General features: G+C 67.4%; 24 protein-coding genes. 21 read left to right on the forward strand and 3 right to left on the reverse strand.

Translation table 11 applies throughout. The features are described from left to right. Positions 1 to 599: 599 nt before the first annotated feature. The 7 genes from F468_RS0105590 to F468_RS0105620 all read left to right on the forward strand — a co-directional run bounded on the left by F468_RS0105590 (position 600) and on the right by F468_RS0105620 (position 7,260). Positions 600 to 1,793, forward strand: a complete 1,194-nt coding sequence (locus F468_RS0105590) for an efflux RND transporter periplasmic adaptor subunit (RefSeq protein WP_018994743.1) — start codon at positions 600 to 602, stop codon at positions 1,791 to 1,793. 9 nt (positions 1,794 to 1,802) lie between these two features. After that, entirely contained in the window at positions 1,803 to 4,316 is a 2,514-nt protein-coding gene (gene hrpB / locus F468_RS0105595; protein WP_018994744.1) for an ATP-dependent helicase HrpB, read from the forward strand. Between the two features lie 293 nt (positions 4,317 to 4,609). Then, positions 4,610 to 4,831 (forward strand): hypothetical protein, encoded by a 222-nt coding sequence (locus F468_RS0105600; protein WP_017925782.1) that lies wholly within the window; start codon positions 4,610 to 4,612, stop codon positions 4,829 to 4,831. 155 nt (positions 4,832 to 4,986) lie between these two features. Next, positions 4,987 to 6,207, forward strand: coding sequence for an AI-2E family transporter (locus F468_RS0105605; RefSeq protein WP_018138059.1), 1,221 nt, complete (start codon positions 4,987 to 4,989; stop codon positions 6,205 to 6,207). Between the two features lie 12 nt (positions 6,208 to 6,219). Continuing rightward, on the forward strand, positions 6,220 to 6,537 hold the full coding sequence (locus F468_RS0105610) for a YqjD family protein (RefSeq protein WP_018138060.1): 318 nt from the start codon (positions 6,220 to 6,222) through the stop codon (positions 6,535 to 6,537). 3 nt (positions 6,538 to 6,540) lie between these two features. Next, positions 6,541 to 6,954, forward strand: a complete 414-nt coding sequence (locus F468_RS0105615; protein WP_018175393.1) for a phage holin family protein — start codon at positions 6,541 to 6,543, stop codon at positions 6,952 to 6,954. Between the two features lie 3 nt (positions 6,955 to 6,957). Further along, a complete protein-coding gene (locus F468_RS0105620; RefSeq protein ID WP_018138062.1) occupies positions 6,958 to 7,260 on the forward strand; it encodes a hypothetical protein in 303 nt (100 codons plus the stop codon). Between the two features lie 21 nt (positions 7,261 to 7,281). Here F468_RS0105620 and smpB read toward each other — a convergent pair whose 3' ends face one another. Next, the gene (gene smpB / locus F468_RS0105625; RefSeq protein WP_018138063.1) at positions 7,282 to 7,761 is read right to left on the reverse strand and encodes an SsrA-binding protein SmpB; all 480 of its coding nucleotides are present in this window, start codon (positions 7,759 to 7,761) and stop codon (positions 7,282 to 7,284) included. Positions 7,762 to 7,994: 233 nt separating this feature from the next. Between smpB and F468_RS0105630 the strand changes: the two genes are divergently transcribed. Genes F468_RS0105630 through F468_RS0105640 form a run of 3 tightly spaced genes read left to right on the forward strand, consistent with a single transcriptional unit; the run spans position 7,995 to position 10,214 of the window. Further along, entirely contained in the window at positions 7,995 to 9,353 is a 1,359-nt protein-coding gene (locus tag F468_RS0105630; protein WP_018138064.1) for a sodium-dependent transporter, read from the forward strand. Next, positions 9,353 to 9,793 carry a type II toxin-antitoxin system RatA family toxin gene (locus F468_RS0105635; RefSeq protein WP_017925780.1) on the forward strand — a complete coding sequence of 147 codons (441 nt, stop codon included), beginning with the start codon at positions 9,353 to 9,355 and terminating at the stop codon, positions 9,791 to 9,793. The genes F468_RS0105630 and F468_RS0105635 overlap by 1 nt, the downstream gene beginning before the upstream one ends. Further along, positions 9,783 to 10,214: an RnfH family protein gene (locus F468_RS0105640; protein WP_018138065.1), complete on the forward strand. Its 432-nt coding sequence runs from the start codon at positions 9,783 to 9,785 to the stop codon at positions 10,212 to 10,214. The genes F468_RS0105635 and F468_RS0105640 overlap by 11 nt, the downstream gene beginning before the upstream one ends. 15 nt (positions 10,215 to 10,229) lie before the next feature. Here the strand turns inward: F468_RS0105640 and F468_RS0105645 are convergent, their stop codons facing one another. Further along, the gene (locus tag F468_RS0105645; protein ID WP_018138066.1) at positions 10,230 to 10,592 is read right to left on the reverse strand and encodes an outer membrane protein assembly factor BamE; all 363 of its coding nucleotides are present in this window, start codon (positions 10,590 to 10,592) and stop codon (positions 10,230 to 10,232) included. A gap of 100 nt (positions 10,593 to 10,692) precedes the next feature. Here F468_RS0105645 and fur point away from each other — a divergent pair, with 100 nt between their 5' ends. Next, complete coding sequence (fur, locus tag F468_RS0105650; RefSeq protein WP_018138067.1) at positions 10,693 to 11,118, forward strand: ferric iron uptake transcriptional regulator; 426 nt, start codon at positions 10,693 to 10,695, stop codon at positions 11,116 to 11,118. Positions 11,119 to 11,978: 860 nt separating this feature from the next. Here the strand turns inward: fur and F468_RS0105655 are convergent. Beyond that, complete coding sequence (locus F468_RS0105655; protein WP_018994745.1) at positions 11,979 to 12,668, reverse strand: glutathione S-transferase family protein; 690 nt, start codon at positions 12,666 to 12,668, stop codon at positions 11,979 to 11,981. A gap of 109 nt (positions 12,669 to 12,777) precedes the next feature. Between F468_RS0105655 and F468_RS0105660 the strand changes: the two genes are divergently transcribed. The 10 genes from F468_RS0105660 to sucD all read left to right on the forward strand — a co-directional run bounded on the left by F468_RS0105660 (position 12,778) and on the right by sucD (position 20,657). Continuing rightward, positions 12,778 to 13,203 carry an RNA-binding S4 domain-containing protein gene (locus F468_RS0105660; RefSeq protein ID WP_018138605.1) on the forward strand — a complete coding sequence of 142 codons (426 nt, stop codon included), beginning with the start codon at positions 12,778 to 12,780 and terminating at the stop codon, positions 13,201 to 13,203. A 20-nt stretch (positions 13,204 to 13,223) separates the two neighbouring features. After that, positions 13,224 to 13,670, forward strand: a complete 447-nt coding sequence (locus F468_RS0105665; RefSeq protein WP_018138606.1) for an NUDIX hydrolase — start codon at positions 13,224 to 13,226, stop codon at positions 13,668 to 13,670. Positions 13,671 to 13,746: 76 nt separating this feature from the next. Then, the gene (gene pcnB / locus F468_RS0105670; protein WP_018138607.1) at positions 13,747 to 15,132 is read left to right on the forward strand and encodes a polynucleotide adenylyltransferase PcnB; all 1,386 of its coding nucleotides are present in this window, start codon (positions 13,747 to 13,749) and stop codon (positions 15,130 to 15,132) included. Then, positions 15,129 to 15,659: a 2-amino-4-hydroxy-6-hydroxymethyldihydropteridine diphosphokinase gene (gene folK, locus F468_RS0105675; RefSeq protein ID WP_012983411.1), complete on the forward strand. Its 531-nt coding sequence runs from the start codon at positions 15,129 to 15,131 to the stop codon at positions 15,657 to 15,659. Before pcnB ends, folK begins: the two co-directional genes overlap by 4 nt. Continuing rightward, the gene (locus F468_RS0105680; protein WP_012983410.1) at positions 15,656 to 16,306 is read left to right on the forward strand and encodes a deoxynucleoside kinase; all 651 of its coding nucleotides are present in this window, start codon (positions 15,656 to 15,658) and stop codon (positions 16,304 to 16,306) included. Before folK ends, F468_RS0105680 begins: the two co-directional genes overlap by 4 nt. 36 nt (positions 16,307 to 16,342) lie before the next feature. Continuing rightward, entirely contained in the window at positions 16,343 to 17,137 is a 795-nt protein-coding gene (gene panB / locus F468_RS0105685) for a 3-methyl-2-oxobutanoate hydroxymethyltransferase (RefSeq protein WP_018994746.1), read from the forward strand. A gap of 51 nt (positions 17,138 to 17,188) precedes the next feature. After that, positions 17,189 to 18,070, forward strand: a complete 882-nt coding sequence (gene panC, locus F468_RS0105690; RefSeq protein ID WP_018175399.1) for a pantoate--beta-alanine ligase — start codon at positions 17,189 to 17,191, stop codon at positions 18,068 to 18,070. 92 nt (positions 18,071 to 18,162) lie between these two features. Next, complete coding sequence (panD, locus tag F468_RS0105695; protein ID WP_018138609.1) at positions 18,163 to 18,543, forward strand: aspartate 1-decarboxylase; 381 nt, start codon at positions 18,163 to 18,165, stop codon at positions 18,541 to 18,543. 81 nt (positions 18,544 to 18,624) lie between these two features. Further along, the gene (gene sucC, locus F468_RS0105700) at positions 18,625 to 19,785 is read left to right on the forward strand and encodes an ADP-forming succinate--CoA ligase subunit beta (protein WP_018994747.1); all 1,161 of its coding nucleotides are present in this window, start codon (positions 18,625 to 18,627) and stop codon (positions 19,783 to 19,785) included. Beyond that, positions 19,782 to 20,657, forward strand: coding sequence for a succinate--CoA ligase subunit alpha (sucD, locus tag F468_RS0105705; RefSeq protein ID WP_018175400.1), 876 nt, complete (start codon positions 19,782 to 19,784; stop codon positions 20,655 to 20,657). The genes sucC and sucD overlap by 4 nt, the downstream gene beginning before the upstream one ends. Positions 20,658 to 20,662: the final 5 nt, after the last annotated feature.

Here is a 20,662-nt window from a genome sequence, read left to right on the forward strand (position 1 = left end):
GGCTGGGTCTTCCGACATCTTGGGCACGCGCGGCCTACGGCCATGGCGTGCCGCGCCCGCAAGCGGGCGCTAAGGGTAGGATGCCGATGAGCGCAGCGAATCGCATCAGGGTTGCCCCGACGTTGGAACGGTGCGTTTCGCTGTGCTCAACCGCACCCTACGGCGTTGGAGTTAAGTACAAGCGCGGGGAGACCTTCTGTTTTGACCTTATCCCCCCGTATGAAGCCCCTTGCGGAGGGGTCCTCGGGACGGAAAAGAGGCGCTGACTGTCTGAGCGGAGCGTAGCGCAGCGAGTTTCAGCGCCGCCGGCCTGGCGCGGCCGGAGCAAGGTTCCTGGGCGAATCCCGGGCGTGTTTCTTGGTTACTTCTTTGCACGAGCAAAGAAGTAACTCGTGGCGCGCTGCCGAAACAGCGCATGGCAGGCGGCGGACAGAAGCCACCGTAAACACCGGATGCCGGACCATGCCCAGCCTCACAGCGGCTGGTTGCCAACCACCGTTCAGGTGATAACCGAGGGTGGCACTTTGCAGATATACGCTCCGACACGCCGGGCGATGAGGGGGGAAGCGCGGAGTGGCGGGATTTGCGAGACTGATCCTATGGCGATGAAAAAGCGAATCACGGTTGGGCTCATCGTGCTGGCAGGGGTGGCCGCGCTGGTATGGGCGCTGCGCCCGCAGCCGGTGCCGGTATCGCTGACCACGGTCGAGGCCGGCCCGTTCGAAGAGACCGTGCGCGAGGAAGGGCGCACGCGGCTGCGCGACACCTTTACGGTGTCGGCGCCGATCGCCGGCTTCCTGCATCGCGTCCGGCTCGAGGAGGGCGATGCCGTCGAGCTCGGCGACGCGCTCTTCCGCATGGAGCCTTTGCCGACCCCGGCGCTGGATGCACGTTCGCGTGAGCAGGCGCGCGAGAATCTCGCCGCTGCTCGGTCGCGGCTGCGAAGCGCCGAGGCGAATCTGGAGAACCTGCAGTCGGAGGCCCGCTTCGCGGAATCGGAATATCGCCGTTATCAAGAGCTGTTCGACCGGGGTGCGGTTTCCGCCACCGAGGTGGAGCGTATGGAGACCGCACGCGATCGGGCGCGCTCGGCGGTTCGCGCCGGCGAATCCGCGGTGGAGGTCGCGCGCAGCGAGGTCGAGAGCGCGCGGGTGGTGCTGGATATTGCCAGTGGACAGATGCCGGAGTCCGAGGCCGATGCCCTGACGGTTCGTTCGCCCGCCGCAGGCGTGATCCTGGAGCGGTATCGCTGCTGCGAGGGCACGATCGGGGCCGGCGAGCCGGTGCTGGTCGTGGGCGATCTCGACGACCTCGAGGTGCAGGTGGATCTGCTGTCCATGGACGCGGTGCGCGTGGTGCCGGGCATGCGCGTGCGCCTGACCGACTGGGGCCGCGATGCCGAACTGGAGGGCACCGTACGCCGGGTGCAGCCGTTCGGCTTTACCAGGATCTCCGCGCTGGGCGTGGACGAGCAGCGCGTGCCGGTGATCCTCGACCTCGACGCGGTGGAGGCACGCATGGCCGGGCTGGCAGTGGGCTACCGCGTGGAGGCCGAGTTCCTGCTGTGGGAAGGGGATGACGTGCTGCAGGTTCCGACCAGCGCGCTGTTCCGCGACCGCGGCGAGTGGTCGGTGTTCGTGGTCGAGGACGGCCGTGCCGAGCCGCGCCAGGTCGAGGTGGGGCGTCGCTCGGGCTTCGCCACGCAGATCCTCGAGGGCCTGGAGGCGGGCGAGCGTGTGGTCACCCGCCCGGGGGACCGGGTGCGGGCCGGCACGCGGATTACCGAGAACTGACCGCTGTAGATGGCCACAGAGTTGAATGAGGCGCCGCAGGCCCGGGCGCTGGAAGATCTGCTAACCCCCCTCGATGCCGCGCTGCAGACGCGCGGTGCCGCCGTGCTGGTGGCCGAGCCGGGCGCGGGCAAGACCACGCGCGTCCCGCTGCATCTGGCCGCCTCCAGCCCCGAGGACCGGGTGATCGTGCTGCAGCCGCGTCGACTGGCCGCGCGCATGGCGGCGACCTTCATGGCCGCGCAGCTGGGCGAAGCGGCCGGGCAGACGGTCGGCTACCGTGTGCGCGACGAGCAGAAGGTCTCGGAGCGCACCCGGGTGGAGCTGGTCACCGATGGGCTGTTCCTGCGGCGCATCCAGGGTGACCCGCTGCTGGAAGGGGTCGGCACCGTGGTCTTCGACGAATTCCATCTGCGCCGTCCGGAGGCCGAGCTGGCACTGGCCTTTGCGCTGCAGGTGCGCCGGCTGCTGCGCCCGGAGCTGCGCATCGTGGTGATGTCGGCGACCCTCGACGACGAGGCCGTGGCCCGGCTGCTGGCCGGCCCGGAGGCGGATGCCGTGCCGGTGCTGCGAGCGCGTGGGCGGCAGTTCCCGGTCGAGGTCCGTTACGCCCCAACGGCGAAGGATGCCCCGCTGGCTGACGGCGTGGCGCAGGCGGTTCGCGACGCGCTGGCGGCGGAGACGGGCTCGATCCTGGTCTTCCTGCCCGGCGAGCGCGAGATCCGCGAGGTGGACGCGCGTCTGGGTGAGGGGGTGGACACGGCCTCCGGCCCCGCGCAGATCGCGCCGCTGTTCGGGCGGCTGTCGGCGCAGGAGCAGGCCCGGGCCGTGCGCCCGGCGCCCGCGGGCGAGCGCAAGGTGGTGCTGGCGACCGACATCGCCGAGACCAGCCTGACCATCGAGGGCGTGCGCGTGGTAATCGACGCGGGGCTGTCCCGCGAGCCGCGCTTCGATGCGGCGACCGGGCTCTCGCGCCTGGTGACGCTCCCGGCCTCGAAGGCCGCCGCCGAGCAGCGCGCCGGGCGTGCCGGACGCACCGAGCCCGGCGTCGCGATCCGCCTGTGGGCGCGGGCCGACGAGGTCGCGCGCCCGGACTACGCGACGCCGGGGATGCAGCAGGTGGACCTGCTGCCGCTGGCCCTGGAACTGGCCGGCTGGGGCGAGGCGGTGGCCGAGCTCGACTGGCTGGAGCCGCCGCCTGCGCAGGGCCTGACCTCCGCACAGGCGGTACTCGCGGAACTGGGTGCGGTGGATGCCGCTGGTCGGATGACCGGGCACGGCCGAGCCCTGCTGCGCCTGCCGACCCACCCGCGGCTGGCGCACATGCTGTTGCGGGGCCGCGAGCGGGGGCTTGCGCGCCTGGCCTGCGAACTGGCGGTAGCCGTGGAGGAACCGGGTGTGGCCGGGCCGGGGGCTCCGCTGGAGCTGGGTGCGCGCCTGGAGCGCGCGCGGCGCTCGGGTGGCCGGGCCTGGCAATCCGGTCTGCGGCGTCTGGAGCAGGCGCTGGCGCGAGCCGGGGACCGCCCCGCCGTTATGGATGCGGTACTGGACGAAGGCGCGGCGGTGGGCGTGCTGGCGGCGCTGGCCTGGCCGGAGCGCATCGCACGCCGCCGTGGCGAGGCGGCCGGTCGCTTCGTGATGGGGAACGGTCGCGGCGCGTGGCTGCCGGAACGCGAGCGTCTGGCGCATGCCGACTATCTGGTGGCGGTGGACTGCACGGATGCCGACCGCGAGGCCCGCATCCGCTGTGCGGTGGCGCTGGATCTGGCCGCACTGGAGCAGGAGGCGCCGGAACTCTTCCACCGCGAGACGCGCTGCGACTGGGTGGAGGACGGCGCGCGGCTGGAGAACGCGCGGATTCGACGGATCGGCACGCTGGTGGTGGAGCGGCAGATGGTCGCGCTGGACGACCCCGCCGCCACCGTCCCGCGCTGGTGCGAGCGGCTGCGCCGCGAGGGCCTTGCGCTGCTGCCCTGGGATGACGCCGCGACCCAGTTCCGTGCGCGTATCCAGCTGCTGCACGAAACCATGCCGGGGGCCGGTTTTCCGGATCTGCGCGACGCCGCGCTGCTGGTGACCCTGGAGGACTGGCTGGGGCCGTATCTGGCCGGGATCACGCGGCGCCGGGATCTGGAGCGGCTGGATCTGGCGGCGATCCTGCGCGCGCGGCTGGATTGGGACCATCAGCAGCAACTGGAGCGGGAGGCGCCGGCGCGGATCGAGGTCCCCTCCGGCTCCGCCCACCGGATCGACTACACCCAGGACCCGCCGGTGCTGGCGGTGAAGCTGCAGGAGCTGTTCGGTCTGGGCAAAACGCCCCAGGTGGCGGGCGGCCGCGTGGCACTGGTGCTGCACCTGCTATCGCCGGCGCGGCGCCCGGTGCAGGTCACCCAGGATCTCGCCAGCTTCTGGGAGAATGGATATCCGGAGGTGCGCCGCGAGCTGAAGGGGCGTTATCCGAAACACCCCTGGCCGGAGGATCCATGGAATGCGCCGGCCACGCGGCATACGAAGCGGCGCGGCTAGGAAGAGTCGGGTCTGGCGGGGGCTTCGCCTGCAAGCAGGCTCCCACAGGAGCTTGAGCAACACAGGACGCTGTGCGTCACCCTCTGTGTCGTCATCCCGGAAACCGCGGAGCGGTTAGCCGGGATCTCGGGCGTCGGGGTGGTGCATGGCTGCGGAGATCCCGGCTCTTCGCTGCGCTGCGGCCGGGGTGGCGAAGTGGGGTGCGGCGGCGGGATGACGATGCGGCGGGTGACGTTCTCGGGTAGTGTCGCGTTCAGAGCCTACCCGGGCCGAGTGCGAGGAAACGAACCGCGATGCTGAAGTTCCTGACCGTTGTCCTGATCCTGCTGTTTGTCTGGTGGCGGGTATCGCGCTGGCTGGAGGTGAGGCGGCGGCGGGCGCGCGGCGAGGATGTTTCCTACGAAGTGCGGGTGAAGGGCTTTCGCCCGATCACGATCCTTAGCGTCATCTTTCTGATTCTCTACGGGGGATACGTGATCTGGTTTGCCCTGACGGAGTGGGCGGATTTGTTCTAGCTGATTGAATCAGCGTCCCTCGGGAGGGGCCGCGCGTACTCGGGCCTGGGTCGAGCGCCATATTTTTGTGATGCAGTGCCTGAAACGATGGTGCGCACCGTGGCAGATCATGGCCGGGTGGTTACGGTCGAACGACCCCCTCATGCGAGCCCTCCGTGGAAAACCAGCCGCAATCGAATATCGAATTCAGCGCCTTCGAGCGGACCTTGTTCCGCTATGTCGCCGTGCTCGCCGCCTTCATGGTGCTGACCGGGCTGGTGGCCCTGCTGGTCTGGTTGCTGGGGCAGGTGGTGTCGTTTTTCTACGCGCTGCTCTTGCCGCTGTCGGTGGCCGGGGTGCTGAGCCTGATCCTCTACCCGGTGGTGCGCTGGCTGCAGCGGATTGCGGGATTCTCGCGGATGGGGGCGGTGAGTTCGCTGTTCGGTGTGGTGTTGATTGCGCTGGTGGTTGTCGCCGTACTGGTGGTGCCCACGGCGAGCCATCAGGTTCAGGAGTTCATCAAGGGTGCCCCGGAGCTGGCGGAGAATGCCTATGAGTCATTCTCGCGCAATTTCCCTGACGCCACCGAGCGGGTGGCCTCGATGCTGGAGGACCTGGATCTCCAGAGCATCATGCCCAACCTGGAGGGTGTGGGCTCGCAGCTGATGCACTACGTGACGGTAGTCGTCGGGCTGGCCTTTGTGCCCTTGTATCTGTTCTTTGCGCTGCTGTCCGGCGAACGCCTGAAGGAGGGCGGGCGCGAGGTCTTGTCGGTCTTTCGGCCCCAGACCCAGCGCGAGCTGATGTTCCTGGGCCGCCTGTTTGTCGGCTACGTGACGGCGTTCTTCCAGGGGCAGGTGGTGATCGCCCTGATCATGGGGGTTCTGCTGGCCGCCGGGTTCTCGCTGATCGGCCTGCAGGCGGCGATCCTGTTCGGGTTGATGCTGGGGTTTCTCAATATCGTGCCCTATCTGGGGACGATCGTCGGCTTGACGCTGGCTCTTCCGGTGGCCTATCTCCAGCCTGAGGGTGGCGGATTGACCCTGGTTGCGCTGGTGCTCGTGGTGTTTGCCCTGGTGCAGCTGATCGAGAGCTGGCTGCTCACGCCGAAGATCATGGCGGATCGCTCCGGACTGCATCCGGCGATTGTCGTGATCTCGATCTTCTTCTGGGGGACGGCGCTGGGTGGCATCATCGGCATGATCCTGGCTGTGCCGTTGTCGGCGTTTGTGGCCAGCCTCTGGAAACACTTCAGGGTCAAGTGGAGTACGGCCCTGGTGGATACCTCGGAAGTGGCCGAGGAAGACCCGGAAATCCTGACGGGGTTGAGTGGTTTCGATGACCCTGCAACCAATTCCGCGGGGGATGGGTCGGAAGATGATCCAGGCCCGCGATAGGGAGTGCGTGTAATGGCAACGACGAAAAGCAGTAGTGCGAAGAAACAGGACGAAGCGGAACATGACGCCTCCACCACTGAACGTGTGGCGGCCCAGGCCCACGAGGCCGTGGACCGCGTGGCGGAGCATGCCGGTACGGCCGAGGAACGCATCCGCGAGGGCCTTTCGCATGCGGATGAAGAGGTTCGCGAGCGGGCGGAGAAGGCGCGTCAGAGTTCCGAGGACGTCTTGCGCGTGGTCGGCAACTACGTACGCGACAACCCGCTGACCGCGATCGGCCTGGCCTTTGTGGCGGGGACCCTGTTCTCGGCCTTGACCCGCCGCAAGTAGGCCATGGCCGCGCAGGACGACGGGCCGGCGCGCGAGCGACCGGACTCCGATACCGCCGACCCCGGGGACGTGATGCAGGACCTCGGCCGAATCCTGGGTGATTCGCGCGAGTTGCTGGGGACCGAGACCCGACAACTGGTGCGCAATGCGGTGGGGGTTATCGTGTTTGCGGTGGTGCTGGGGCTGCTGCTGGTCACGGTGTGGCTGGCGCTGGTCGCGGCCGTGGTGATGCTGCTGCAGGCCTATGCGGGGGTGTCGCCGGCGTTGTCGCTGGTGATCGTGGCGGCGCTGACCGGCGTGCTGGCGTGGCTGGTTGCGCGCGGCATTGGCCGGCTGCTGCACGGCATGACCTACCCGGAGACGCGTGCCTTGGTACGGAATCTGGTCGCACGGCCCGAAAGCCGGGATACCGAGTAGCTCATGGCTGGCACCTGGCTGGGCCTGCGGGGCCGTTCTCGCGAACTGCGCCTGCGGCTGCAGGGTGAGGTCGACGAACTGCGCGACGATGTGCGTGCCACCGGCTGGTGGCGCGCGCTGCAGCGTCTGGGTTCACCGGAGATGATCCCCAGGGCGTTCCTGCTGGGATTTGCAGTCGATCAGCTGCGCGGACTGCGCCTGCTGCGGCCCGTGAAGGCACTGACAGCGGGTGTGCTGGCGGTGACGAAGCTGAGCTGGCTGACCCGGCGCTGGTGGTGGAAGGGCCGGACTCATCCGACCGAGTAAGGTCGAACCCCGGTTTCTCCTTCAGCCGCTCTTGAGGATGCGCGCTCGCTCGCGTTGCCAGTCCTTGTCCTTCTTGGCTGCGCGCTTGTCGAAATCCTTCTTGCCCTTGGCCAGGCCGATCTCCAGCTTGGCGCGGCCATGTTTCCAGTACAGGGCCATGGGGACCAGGGTATAGCCCTTGCGCTCCACCGCGCCGATCAGGCGGTTGATCTCCGAGCGGTGCAGCAGCAGCTTGCGCGTGCGGCTCGGGTCCGGGTTGATATGGGTGGAGGCGGTGGGCAGCGGGGTGATGTGGGCCCCGAACAGGAACGCCTCGCCCTTGCGTAGCAGCACGTACGCCTCGCTGAGCTGGGCGCGCCCGGCCCGCATGGACTTGACCTCCCAGCCCTGCAACTCCAGCCCCGCCTCCAGGCGGTCCTCGATAAAGAAATCGTGGCGCGCCTTGCGGTTCAGCGCGATGGTGTTGGAACCGGCGTCCTTTTTCTTCTTTGGCTTTCCCATGGCCCGCGCAGTGTACTGCACGCGCGGGGCGAAAGCCGAGGAAACACGCACGAACGTACAGGATCGCGGACGCGTCGCGGGTCGGCGTTGGCCGCGTACAGTTGAGCCCGTGGGAAGCCTGCCCCACAATTCCGGGCGACTCGAAGCCCCGCTTGTGCCGCCTGCGCCGTTGACCGCAACTCGATCTGGCTGCGCTGAACGATGGAACGGGTACCACCAACAAGGAGCCGCTGATGCCTGCCACGACTTCCATCCACGGTCAGTGGACGACCCGCCTGGCCTTTATCCTCGCGGCCACCGGGTCGGCTGTCGGGCTTGGCAACATCTGGCGTTTTCCCTATATCGCCGGCGATAACGGTGGCGGGGCCTTCGTGCTGGTTTACCTCGGCTGCATCCTGCTGATCGGCCTGCCGGTGATGATGGCGGAGATCCTGCTGGGGCGGCGCGGCCGCCAGAGCCCGATCAATACGATGGTGACGCTGGCGCGCGAAGAGGGCCTGAGCCGTGGCTGGGGCATGATCGGGTGGATCGGTGTGCTCGCCGGGTTCCTGATCCTGTCGTTCTACAGCGTAGTGGCCGGTTGGTCGCTGTCCTATGTGTTCAAGTCCGGCACGGGCGGCTTCTTGGGCCTGGATGCGGATGGCTCGGAGGCCATGTTCGACGGCCTGCTCTCCAATCCCGAGGCCCTGCTGGCCTGGCATACGATCTTCATGGTGATGACCGCGATGGTGGTCGCGCGCGGCGTGCAGTCCGGTCTGGAGAAGGCCGTGACCATCCTGATGCCGCTGCTGTTCGTAATGCTGGTGGTGATGGTCGGCTACGCGATGGTGGAAGGGAACTTTATCGCGGGGCTGGAGTTCCTGCTGTACCCGGATTTCTCGGCGCTGACGGCCAACGCGGTGCTGCTGGCGATGGGGCAGGCGTTCTTCACGCTGAGCCTCGGCATGGGCGCGATCATGATCTACGGCAGCTACCTGCAGAGCGACGCCTCGATCGCGAGGACTTCGGCGGCCGTGGTGGGCGCCGACACCCTGGTGGCGATCATGGCCGGGCTGGCGATCTTCCCGATCGTGCTGGGCGCGGGCCTTTCGCCGGAGCAGGGGCCGGGCCTGATCTTCGTCACGCTGCCGCTGTCGTTCGCGGAGATGCCGGGCGGGCTCTACTTCGGGACGATGTTCTTTGTGCTGCTGGTGTTCGCGGCCTGGACGTCGTCCATCTCCATCATCGAGCCGGCCGTCGCCTATCTGGTGGAGAATGTCGGCATGACGCGCGTGGCCGCGAGCGCCAGCATTGCTATCGCCGCCTGGCTGATGGGAATTGGCGCGCTGCTGTCGCTGAACGTCTGGTCGGATTACACCCTGTTCAACATGGGGATCCTGGACCTGCTGGACTATGTGACTGCTAACATCCTGCTCCCGCTGGGCGGGTTTCTGATCGCGGTATTCGTAGGCTGGCGCATGACCGAGCGCTCGGTCCAGTCCGAGCTGCGCATGAAACTCGGGGGTCTGTACCAGATCTGGTATTTCCTGGTGCGCTTCGTGGCCCCGATTGCCATCCTGTTTGTGTTCCTGCGCGCGGTGGAGCTTATTTGATGTCCTCGACAGTCCGGCGCTCGGCGGAGGTCCCGTACTCCCGCGAGCAGATGTTCGACCTCGTTAATGACGTGGATTCCTACTCGGAATTTCTGCCGGGTTGCCGCAGCTCGCGTGCGCGCATGCGCGGAGAGGATGAGGTGGAAGGGACCATCGAGATGGCCAAGGGCGCCCTGCACAAGTCGTTCACCACGCGCAATCGCGTGCAGCGCCCCGAGCGCATCGACATCCGCCTGGCAGACGGGCCGTTTCGTCGCCTGCACGGCACCTGGAGCTTTACCGAGCTGGACAATGGCCAGACGCGTATCGCGCTGGAGCTGGAATTCGAGTTTGCCAGCCGGCTGATGTCGTTCGCGATCGGGCCGATCTTCCACCAGCTCGCCAACTCTTTTGTCGACGCCTTTGTGCGGCGCGCGCGCGAGGTCTACGGTGCCCGATGATCAGGATGCCGTTAGCCCCGAGGCGGGGCACGGCACAATCCGTATCGAGGTCGCCTATGCACGCCCCGACCGCCAGGTGATCCTGCCGTTGGTCGTGCCCGAGGGCACGACCGTGGACGCGGCCCTGCGCCAGTCGGAGATCGACGCCCAGTTCCCGGAGATCGATCTGGAAAACGCCAAAGTGGGGATCTTCGGCAAGCTCACCCGGCGCGACACGGTGTTGCGCCCGAAGGATCGCATCGAGATCTACCGCCCGCTGATCGCCGACCCGAAAGAGGTGCGTCGTCAGCGGGCCGGCAAGAACCGGAAGAAGCCCGGCAAGGGGGACGCGCAGAAGGCCGGCGATCAGGCGTCCGCAAAGCCCGCGGGCGAGAAGCCGGAGGACGGCGCCGGGGGCGGCAAGGATTCGGCCGGCGATTGAGCCGGCCGGTTGCGATCAGTTGTCGTCGAGCTCGACCGGGTACTGGTCCAGCGCGATCGGCTGCGGCACGTCGGAGTCGACGTAACTGACTACGCCATTCTCGAAGAACACCGTTACGCGGCGCTGCTCCGTCGGCCCGATCCCGGGACGGCGATAGTAGACGTAGTCCCAGCGGTCTTCGCGCTTGAACGCGCCGTCGATCTGCGGCGTACCCATCAGAAAGCGGACCTGCTGCGGGGTCATGCCGGGCTGGATCTGGGCGACCTGTGTCGCGTCGATGACGTTGCCCTGCTGTACATCGAGGCGGAACTGATTGAAGCCACTGCAGGCGGTGAGCAGGCTTGCAGCCACGGCAATAGAAATGAGAATCTTGATCATCGAGCCGGCGGGTCCCCAGAAGTCGGATGGGCCGTTGAACGCGCATGGTACACCAAAGCGTCCGGATGCTCTCAAGCAATCGGGTGACGGGAATCGAAGGATGGAAACAAGCGATCTCAAGAAAGCGGGGCTCAAGGTCACGCTGCCACGGATGAAGATCCTCGAGATCCTCGAGAACTCGGAAACGCGCCACCTGACGGCCGAGGCCATTTACCGCGAGCTGCTCGACTCGGGCGAGGAGATCGGGCTGGCCACGGTCTACCGCGTGCTGACGCAGTTCGAGGCCGCGGGGCTGGTCTGCCGGCTCCACCTGGAGGGCAACCAGGCCGTGTTCGAGCTGGAGCGCGGCGGGCACCACGATCACATCGTCTGCAACCAGTGCGGCCGTGTCGAAGAATTCTTCGACGAGACCATCGAGACCCGCCAGCGCGAGGTCGCGCGCCAGCACGGCTTCTCCATCAAGGACCACGCCCTGGTCCTGTACGGCGACTGCAACGACAGCGCCTGCCCCCACCGCCCGGTCTGATCTGCCCCTACGCTGCTTTTTAATCCGGCCGTCTTGTGGCTGGGCCCGGTTCGTCGTCTAGTGTTTACGTGTCTTCGTCCGGCCGCCTGCCAAGCGCTGTCTCGGCAGCGCGCCCCGAGTTACTTCTTTGCTCGTGCAAAGAAGTAACCAAGAAACACGCCCGGGATTCGCCCGGGGACCTTGCTCCGGACGCGCCAGGCCGGCGGCGCTGAAACTCGCTTCGCTCAGACAGTCAGCGCCTCTCTTCCGGCCTGTCACGCCCTCCACAAGGGGCTCATATCGGGAGGGTAGGTCAAAACAGGCGGTATTCGAGCACCCGCGACAAGCCCGAGCTGTAGGGTGCGTTGAGCGCAGCGAAACGCACCGTTCCAACGTCGGGGCAACCCTGATGCGATTCGCTGCGCTCATCACATCCTACGATGGGGTCTGGCGCCCGCTGGCGGGCGCGGCACGCCAGGGCTGCAGGCCGCGCGTGCCCAGGATGTCGGAACACCTTGCCTCCATCCATTGGCACGAACGTCAGAGCGGCCGTTGTCTTGACCTTCATCCCCCGTATGAAGCCCCTTGCGGAGGGGTCCTCGGGCCGGAAGAGAGGCGCTGACTGTCTGAGCGAAGCGTAGCGCAGCGAGTTTCAGCGCCGCCGGCCCGAGGGTCCTGGAGCAAGGTTCCCGGGCGGAATCCGGGTGCCCTTCTTTGGGTACTTTCTTGGGCAAGCAAGAAAGTACCTCGGGGCGCGCTGCCGAAACAGCGCAGGCAGGCGGCGGACCGAAGCCAACGTAAACTCCAGAGGACGAACCAGGCCCAGCCACAAAGACGTGTGCTGCTGCCACGTCCAACCCGGCGGGGCCCCGGGCCCGGCCTCAGGCCGTGTCGGTCAGACGCGAGGCGATGTGCGCCGGGGCGAAGCCTTTCTGTGCGCGCAGGTAGGCGGCCAACCGCGCCGCAAAGTCACCGGGGACCGAGGTAGAGACCGCGTCCATGTCGCGCAGCATTTCCCAGCGCGCGGCCAGGCGCGGAAACGCCTCTGGCTCCCAGGGATTGTCGATGTCGTCGATCAGGCCGTAGCGCAGCAGGATCGGCGCGAGGGTGGCATCGATCAGGGTGAAGGCATGCCCCGTGAGCAGCGGATCGGCTGCCAGCTCCCGTTCCAGTCGCTCCAGCCCGCGCGAGGCCGCATGGCGTTCCATCTCGAAGGCCTCTTCGTCCGCCGCCGTCATCCAGCGGTACTGCGTCATGGTCTGCTCGCCCAGGTATTCGATCCAGGCGCGCGTGCGGGCCTGCTGCAGCGGCGTGTCCGGCATCAGTGAGGGCGGGGTGATCGCATCGATATATTCGTTAATCACCGCCGATTCGAACAGCACGGTGTCGTGATCAACCTTCAGGATCGGCACCTTGCCGAGCGGAGATTGTTCGCGAAACCAGTCGGGCGGGTCCGCGAGATCGATATAGGTCACTTCGAACGGCGCCTGCTTGTATTTCAGCGTGATCACGCTACGCTGAACGAAAGGACAAAGGTCAAAGCTGATCAGGTGCAGATGCGGGAGTTTCATGACGTATCGAAGCCCCATGCGGGGCCCCATCCTCTGATGGTGGAAAGGCGCGCATTGTCCATGCCCGCGATCCGGCGGGAAAGTCCAGTGTCTCCAGTGCGAGGGTTCCTTGGCCAGGGCTGAGGCGCGCGCCGCGCCCGCCGGCGGGCTGCGCATCGACAAGTGGCTGTGGGCCGCGCGCTTCTTCAAGACCCGCGCGCTGGCCACCGAGGCCGTCAGTGGTGGCAAGGTCCATGTGAATGGCGAGCGCTGCAAGCCGGCGCGCCGGGTGCACCCGGGTGATCGCCTGACGATTCATCGTGGCCAGCAGACCTGGGACATCGACGTGCGGGCGTTGAATGATCAGCGTCGGCCCGCGACCGAGGCGCGCGAGCTGTATGCCGAGACGCCCGAGAGCACGGCCCGGCGCGAGGCCGAGTCCGAGCGCCGGCGCTCGGAGCGGGCGGTGGCCGACAGCGCGCCTATTCGCCGCCCGGACAAGCGCCAGCGCCGCCAGATCCGGCGTTTCATCCGCCAGGACGGACAAGACGAATGAGTGGCCCACCACAAACCCCCTTGCTGGCCGCGGATGTGGTGATCCATCACCCCGCTCACCCTGGCCGTGTCCTGGTGATCGAGCGACGCAACCCGCCCCATGGCTGGGCCCTCCCCGGGGGCTTCGTGGATGTCGGCGAGTCGGTTGAGCTGGCCGCCGTGCGCGAGGCCCTGGAGGAAACCGGTCTGGAGGTCACGCTGGAGGCCTTGCTGGGCGTCTATTCCGATCCTGCGCGGGATCCGCGCGGGCACACCGTCAGCGCCGTATTCGTGGCGCGCGGTGCGGGCGAGGCCCATGCGGCCGATGACGCCGCGGACTGTGCCTGGCTGGACCCCGACGATCAGAGCCAGCCCCTGGTCTTTGACCATCGGCGTATCCTCGATGACTATCTGCGCTACCGCCTGACCGGCGAAACCGCGCCGCTGCGCCTGCAGTTGTCGGGGGCGGGACGAGGAGCCGGGACATGATGTTTGTCCGTCCGGTCCTTTCCCGAACCGGCTTGCTGTTACCATATTGCGCTTTCGTTCACGGAACCCGAACCGAGTGACTCAGGCCGATCCTGCAACCCCGTCCGCCGCGATCCCCGAACCGCGCGTGTATTCACGCGAGGAGCACGGCATCTCGCGTGCCGCGATCGACGATAACGCCCTGAAGGTGCTCTATCGCCTGCGTGATGCGGGCTACCGCGCCTGTCTGGTGGGCGGGGGCGTGCGCGACCTGCTGCTGGGGCGCGAGCCGAAGGACTTCGACATCGCGACCGATGCCACGCCGGACCAGGTGCGCGGGCTGTTCCGTAACTGCCGCCTGATCGGGCGCCGTTTCCGCCTGGCTCATGTCTTGTTCGGCCGCGAGGTGATCGAGGTCGCCACCTTCCGAGCGCCGCACGACGAGGACGAGGGCGGCGACGGGCAGGTGGCGCTGAGCGACGAGGGGCGCATCCTGCGCGACAACCGCTACGGCACGATCGAGCAGGACGCGGTGCGGCGGGACTTCAGCGTGAACGCGCTGTACTACGACATCGACGATTTCTCGGTGCTCGACTACACCGGCGGGGTCGAGGACCTGCGCGAGGGCGTGTTGCGCCTGATCGGAGACGATGTCGAGACGCGGCTGCGTGAGGACCCAGTGCGCATGCTGCGCGCGGTGCGTTTCTCCGCGAAGCTGGGGCTGCGCGTCGCGCCCGAGGTCGAGGCCGGGATACACGAACTCGCGGGCCTGATGCAGACGGTCGCCCCGGCGCGGCTGTTCGACGAGGTGATCAAGCTGTTCCACAGTGGTGCGGCGGTCACCTGCCTGGATGAACTGGAGCGCTTCGGTCTGTTCGCGCCGATGTTCCCGGAGGCGGCCGAGTGCTTCGCCGATCCGGATGTGGGCGCCGAGCGGCGGCAGTTCCTGGTCGAGTCGTTGCTCAATACTGACAAGCGCATCAACGAAGAGCTTGGGGTCAACCCGGCGTTTCTTTATGCCGCGATCCTGTGGGCCCCGGTGCAGGTGGCGGCGACCCGGCGCATCGAGGACGGCGAGCAGGAGATCCCGGCCTGGCAGCAGGCGATGGCCGAGGTGCTGGATCGCCAGGTGAAGACGGTGTCGATCCCCAAGCGCTTCAGCCTGATCGTGCGCGAGATCTGGGAGCTGCAGGCGCGGCTGGAACGGGCGCGGGGTGGCCGCGCGCTGCGCCTGTTGACGCATCCGCGTTTCCGAGCGGGATACGATTTTCTCTGCCTGCGCGCCCGCGCGGGCGATGCTGACCCGGAACTGTGCCGCTGGTGGACCGAGTTCCAGGAGAAGGACGAGGGCGAGCAGAAGAAGATGGCCGGGGGCGGCGGCAAGGGTAAGGGCCGTGCCCGCCGTGGCGGGCGTCGCCGAAAACGTCGACGCACGGGCGATGGCGAAGCCGGCAGCTCGAATGACGGCGGGGATGCGGCATGACCGACGCTGGTTTGCAGGTGTTCGTGGGCATCGGCGCCAATCTTGGCGACCCCGAGGATCAGGTGCGCGAGGCCTTTCGGCGCCTGGCCGGTGACGTGCCGCAGACGCTGCTGACGGGGCAGTCGCGGCTGTACCGGAACCCGCCGATGGGCCCGCAGGACCAGCCGGACTACGTGAATGCCGTGGCCCGGCTGCACACCCGGCTCGAACCCCTGGAGCTGCTGCATGCGCTGCAAGCGATCGAGGCCGACTGTGGCCGCGAGCGCGATGGCACCCGCTGGGGGCCGCGCCTGCTCGACCTGGACATCTTGCTGTACGGGGATCAGGTGCTGGACCTGCCCGGGCTGCATGTACCCCATCCGGGCCTGGCCGAGCGCGACTTCGTGGTCCTGCCGCTGGCCGAGCTGGCACCGGGTCTGAAGATTCCGGGTGAGGGCCTGATCGAGCGGCTCGCCCGCCGCTTCGATGGCGCCTCGCTGGTCGCGCTGGAGGACCCGAACGTTGCCCGTGCTGGAGGGCAGCGGTGAGTCTGAGCAACTTCGACTTTGTTGCGGTGGAAGGACCGATCGGGGTGGGCAAGTCCAGCCTCGCGCGTCTGCTGTCGGAACACCTGCGGGCTGAGGGAATTTTTGAAGCACCGGACGAGAACCCGTTCCTCGAGCGCTTCTACCAGGAGCCGGACAAACACGCCCTGGCCACGCAGCTGCATTTTCTGGTGCAGCGTGTGCGGCAGCTGACGCCGGTCAGCCAGAAGGGCCTGTTCGAGCAGCGCCACGTGGCCGACTACGTGATGGACAAGGACCCGCTGTTCGCCGAGCTCAACCTGCACCCTGACGAGCTGGAGATCTACCGCGAGATGTTTCGGCATCTGCGCGCGGGTCTGCCACGACCTGATCTGGTGATCTACCTGCAGGCGCCCGTGGAAGTGCTGCTGGACCGCATTCGCCAGCGTGCGCGACCGTACGAACGTCACATCGAGGCGCATTACCTGGAACGCCTGAACGCCGCCTATGCGGAATTCTTCTATCATTTCGAAGGGGCGGCACTGGTGATCGTGAACGCCACCGAGATCGACTGGGTGAACAATCCGGCCGATTTCGAACAGCTGGTGCAGTTCCTGGAGCCGATCCAGGGTGGCCGACACTATTTCAATCCGCTGCCGATCACGCTCTGACGTGCGGCAGACCGATCCCGCCCGGGAGGCAGACTGATGCGGCCGATCACGGTCAATACGCTGGCCAGGCGCAAGCAGGCCGGCGAACCGATTACCTGTCTGACGGCGTATGATGCGTCCTTTGCCGCGCTACTGGATCGCTGTGGCGTGGACGTCATCCTGGTCGGGGATTCGCTCGGCATGGTGGTGCAGGGGCACCCGACCACGCTGCCGGTGACAATTGACGACATGTGTTATCACGTCGCAAATGTTGCTCGTGTGACCCATAACGCAATGATTATGGCGGACTTGCCGTTTCTTGGCGACGCCGATGCACCGACCGCGTTGCAGCAGTCCGGGGCCTTGCTGCGTGCCGGTGCGCACATGGTCAAGGTCGAGTGCGGTCTGGCCGAGCTGCCGATCGTCGAGCGCCTGGTGGCCGCCGGGATTCCCGTTTGTGCCCATCTGGGCCTGACGCCGCAGGCGGTGCATCGCATGGGTGGCTATCGTGTACAGGGTCGTGACCCGCACGCCGCCGCCGAGATGGAATCGCTGGCCGCACGCCTGGAAGCGGCGGGTGCCCAGGGCCTGCTCCTGGAAAGCGTACCGGAGGAGCTGGCGGACGCGATCGTGCGCGCGACCGATATCCCGGTGATCGGGATCGGCGCCAGCCCGCGCTGCGATGGCCAGGTCCTGGTGATCCAGGACGTGATTGGTCTGACGCCCGAGCCGCCGCGTTTCGCCCGCGACTTTCTGGGCGACGGTGGCTCGCTGGAGGGCGCAGTTCGCGCCTATTGCGAGGCGGTGCGTGCGCGCACGTTCCCTGAATCCGGCGTGCACACGTACCGTTAGTTCTTTCTTTTTTCCGTCCATGAGGACCCCGGCCCAAGAGACCCCTGGCCCATGAGAATCCTGCGTGACCGGCCCCAGTTGGTGGCCATGCATCGAGAATGGGCCCGCAAGGGCCGCGGAACCATTGCCCTGATCCCCACGATGGGGCACCTGCACGAGGGGCATATGACGCTGATCCGGCATGCCCGGGCGCGTTCGCAGCGCGTGGTGGTTTCGATTTTCGTGAATCCGATGCAGTTCGACCGCCCCGAGGACCTGGAGCGCTATCCGCGCACCCTGGAGGAGGACTCGCGCCTGCTGACCGAGGCGGGTGTGGACGCGGTGTTCTGCCCGTCGGAGGAGGATATGTACCCGGACGACGGCATGCCTCCAGTGCGGGTGGTCGTCCCGGGACTGTCGGAGATGCTGGAGGGGGCTTTTCGCCCGGGGCACTTCGATGGCGTGGCCACGGTGGTGACCAAGCTGTTCAATCTCGTGCGGCCGGATATCGCGCTGTTCGGCGAGAAGGACTACCAGCAGTTCAAGCTGGTCGAGCGCATGGTGCAGGGGCTGGATATCCCGGTACGGGTCGAGGCCATCCCGACGGTACGCGAGAAGGATGGCCTGGCCTGCAGCTCGCGCAACGACCAGTTGCCCGAAGAGGCGCGGGTGATCGCGCCGGAGCTCAAGCGCGTGCTGGACGAAGTGGCCACGGTCTGCCGGGGCGCGACCGTATTCGATGCCGAGCGCATCCCCGAGGTCGAGGGGCGTGCCTGCGATCGTCTCCGCGAGGCCGGCTTCGACCCCGAATACCTGTCCATCCGCCGCGCGCAGGACCTGGCCGAGCCGGAGCATGGCGTGGCGCTGGCCGATCAGGACCTGGTCGTGCTGGCCGCCGCGTGGCTGGCGGAAGTCCGTCTGATCGACAACGTCCGCACCCGCCCGACGAACTGATCCGTGCCCGATTCGGGGTGGGGCATTTGCCGCGCCTGGCACAATCGCGGATAATTTTGCGCCCCCAGAGGTTATCGCCGGGAAAATCGCCGATGCACGTCACCATGCTCAAGGGCAAGCTGCACAAGGCCCAGGTCACTCATTGTGAGCTGGAGTACGAGGGCTCGTGCGCCATCGATACGCGGCTGCTGGAAGCCGCCGGCATCCTGCCGTTCGAGCAGATCCAGATCTACAACGTGGACAACGGCGAGCGCTTCACCACCTACGCGATCGAGGGCGAGCCGGGCTCCGGCATCATCTCGGTCAATGGCGCGGCCGCGCACAAGGCGGCGGTGGGGCACCGCGTGATCATCTGCGCCTACGCGCAGATGGAAGCGGCCGAGGCCCGGGAATTCACCCCGAACCTCGTGTATCTCGACGCCCGCAACGCGATCGTGCGCACTGGCCACGGCATCCCGGTGCAGGCCGCCTGAGAAACCACCCCTCGCGTTCGCCCCCGCAGTTGTAGGGCCCGCAGTTGTAGGGAAATGGGCGCACCGCTATCCTCCACACCCATGAATCTCCACGAATTTCAGGCCAAGGCGCGCTTTCGCGACGCCGGCATCCCCGTTCCCGACGGACAGGTGATCACCCACGCTGACGAGCTTCCCGAGGCCTGGCAGGCACTGGGCGGCGAGCGTGTGCTGGTCAAGGCCCAGGTGCATTCCGGTGGGCGTGGCAAGGCCGGTGGCGTGGTGATGGCGGATTCCGCCGAGGCTGCGCGCGAGGCGGCGGAGAAGCTGCTGGGCTCGCGTCTGGTCACCGGGCAGAGCGGCCCCGAGGGCCTGCCGGTGGATCAGCTCCTGCTGGAGCCAGCCGCCGACATCGCCCGCGAGTTCTATTTCGCCCTGCTGGTGGACCGGGCCCGCGAGCGCCTGGCGCTGGTGGTCTCCGCCGAGGGCGGCATGGACATCGAAACCCTGGCCGCCGAACGGCCCGAGGCGGTGATCACCCTGCCGATCCACCCGGCCACGGGCGTGATGCCGTTTCACGGGCGGCGGGTTGCCTTTGCCCTCGGGCTGTCGGGCGAGCCGGCCAAGGCGATGGCCCAACTGGTGACCAATGCCCATGCCCTGTTCCAGCAGGTGGATGCGCAGCTGCTGGAGATCAACCCGCTGGTGCTGACCGCTGACGACCAGCTGCTGGCCATCGACGCCAAGCTGACCGTGGACGACTCCGCCGCCTACCGCCAGAAGGCACTGATGGCCGAACGTGACGCGCGCCAGCGCGACCCGGCCGAGGAACAGGCGCACGAGCACGACCTCAACTACATCCGCCTGGACGGCTCCATCGGTTGCATGGTGAACGGCGCGGGCCTGGCCATGGCCACGATGGACCTGATCAAGCACCACGGCGGCGAGCCGGCCAACTTCCTGGATGTCGGCGGCGGCACGACGGTGGAGCGGGTCACGGCCGCGTTCAAGCTGATCCTGTCGGACCCCTCGGTGAAGGCGGTGCTGGTGAATATCTTTGGCGGCATCGTGCGCTGCGACCTGATCGCCGAGGGCATCATCGCTGCAATCCGCGAGGTGCAGGTCCAGGTGCCGGTGGTGGTGCGGCTGGAAGGCACGAATGCCGAGCAGGGCCGCGAGGCGCTGACCAGCTCCGGCCTGGACGTGATCCCGGCCGCGGACCTCGACCGCGCGGCGCGCACCGTGGTGGAGGCCGTGGCATGAGCATCCTCGTCGACCGCGATACGAAGGTGATCTGCCAGGGCTTTACCGGCAAGCAGGGCAGCTTCCACTCCGAGCAGGCGATCGCCTACGGCACCCGTCTGGTCGGGGGCGTGACGCCCGGCAAGGGCGGACAGACGCATCTGGACCGTCCGGTGTTCAATACCGTCGCCGATGCGGTGGCGCAGACGGGTGCGACCGTCAGCATGATCTATGTCCCGGCCCCGTTCGCGGCCGATGCGATCTGCGAGGCGGCGGATGCCGGCATCGAGCTGGCCGTGTGCATCACCGAGGGCATCCCGGTGCAGGACATGATCCGCGTGAAGCAGGTGCTGGCCGGCAGTCCGACCCGCCTGATCGGCCCGAACTGCCCCGGCATCATCACGCCGGATGCCTGCAAGGTCGGCATCATGCCCGGCTATATCCACCAGCGCGGGCGCATCGGCATCATCTCGCGCTCCGGCACCCTGACCTACGAGGCCGTCAAGCAGACCTCGGATCGGGGGCTGGGCCAGAGCACCTGCATCGGCATCGGTGGCGACCCGATCCAGGGGCTCGACTTCGTCGACTGCCTGCGCCTGTTCCGCGACGACCCGGAGACCGACGGCGTGCTGCTGGTCGGCGAGATCGGCGGCGATGCCGAGGAACGCGCCGCGCGCTATATCGAGAACGAGTTCGACAAGCCGGTGGCGGCCTACATCGCGGGCGCCACCGCGCCGCCCGGACGTCGCATGGGCCATGCCGGGGCGATCATCGCCGGCGGCCAGGGCACGGCCGAACAGAAGATGGCGGCCCTGCGCGCGGCCGGGGCGAGCGTGGCCGAGAGCCCGGCCGAACTCGGCCAGGCCATGCAGTCCGCGCTCGATCGCGCCTGATACGC

Source organism: Thioalkalivibrio sp. ALJ2 (genome assembly GCF_000378325.1).
Classification (GTDB): domain Bacteria; phylum Pseudomonadota; class Gammaproteobacteria; order Ectothiorhodospirales; family Ectothiorhodospiraceae; genus Thioalkalivibrio.

Bases quoted from the DNA above. Each gene is read 5' to 3' on its own strand.
- F468_RS0105655 (WP_018994745.1), bottom strand. From the start codon at position 12,668: ATGAAACTCCCGCATCTGCACCTGATCAGCTTTGACCTTTGTCCTTTC.
- F468_RS0105645 (WP_018138066.1), bottom strand. From the start codon at position 10,592: ATGATCAAGATTCTCATTTCTATTGCCGTGGCTGCAAGCCTGCTCACC.
- F468_RS0105610 (WP_018138060.1), top strand. From the start codon at position 6,220: ATGGCAACGACGAAAAGCAGTAGTGCGAAGAAACAGGACGAAGCGGAA.
- folK (WP_012983411.1), top strand. From the start codon at position 15,129: ATGACCGACGCTGGTTTGCAGGTGTTCGTGGGCATCGGCGCCAATCTT.
- F468_RS0105600 (WP_017925782.1), top strand. From the start codon at position 4,610: ATGCTGAAGTTCCTGACCGTTGTCCTGATCCTGCTGTTTGTCTGGTGG.
- panB (WP_018994746.1), top strand. From the start codon at position 16,343: ATGCGGCCGATCACGGTCAATACGCTGGCCAGGCGCAAGCAGGCCGGC.
- F468_RS0105635 (WP_017925780.1), top strand. From the start codon at position 9,353: ATGTCCTCGACAGTCCGGCGCTCGGCGGAGGTCCCGTACTCCCGCGAG.
- panC (WP_018175399.1), top strand. From the start codon at position 17,189: ATGAGAATCCTGCGTGACCGGCCCCAGTTGGTGGCCATGCATCGAGAA.
- F468_RS0105615 (WP_018175393.1), top strand. From the start codon at position 6,541: ATGGCCGCGCAGGACGACGGGCCGGCGCGCGAGCGACCGGACTCCGAT.
- sucD (WP_018175400.1), top strand. From the start codon at position 19,782: ATGAGCATCCTCGTCGACCGCGATACGAAGGTGATCTGCCAGGGCTTT.
- sucC (WP_018994747.1), top strand. From the start codon at position 18,625: ATGAATCTCCACGAATTTCAGGCCAAGGCGCGCTTTCGCGACGCCGGC.
- F468_RS0105630 (WP_018138064.1), top strand. From the start codon at position 7,995: ATGCCTGCCACGACTTCCATCCACGGTCAGTGGACGACCCGCCTGGCC.
- panD (WP_018138609.1), top strand. From the start codon at position 18,163: ATGCACGTCACCATGCTCAAGGGCAAGCTGCACAAGGCCCAGGTCACT.
- F468_RS0105620 (WP_018138062.1), top strand. From the start codon at position 6,958: ATGGCTGGCACCTGGCTGGGCCTGCGGGGCCGTTCTCGCGAACTGCGC.
- F468_RS0105590 (WP_018994743.1), top strand. From the start codon at position 600: ATGGCGATGAAAAAGCGAATCACGGTTGGGCTCATCGTGCTGGCAGGG.
- smpB (WP_018138063.1), bottom strand. From the start codon at position 7,761: ATGGGAAAGCCAAAGAAGAAAAAGGACGCCGGTTCCAACACCATCGCG.
- fur (WP_018138067.1), top strand. From the start codon at position 10,693: ATGGAAACAAGCGATCTCAAGAAAGCGGGGCTCAAGGTCACGCTGCCA.
- hrpB (WP_018994744.1), top strand. From the start codon at position 1,803: ATGGCCACAGAGTTGAATGAGGCGCCGCAGGCCCGGGCGCTGGAAGAT.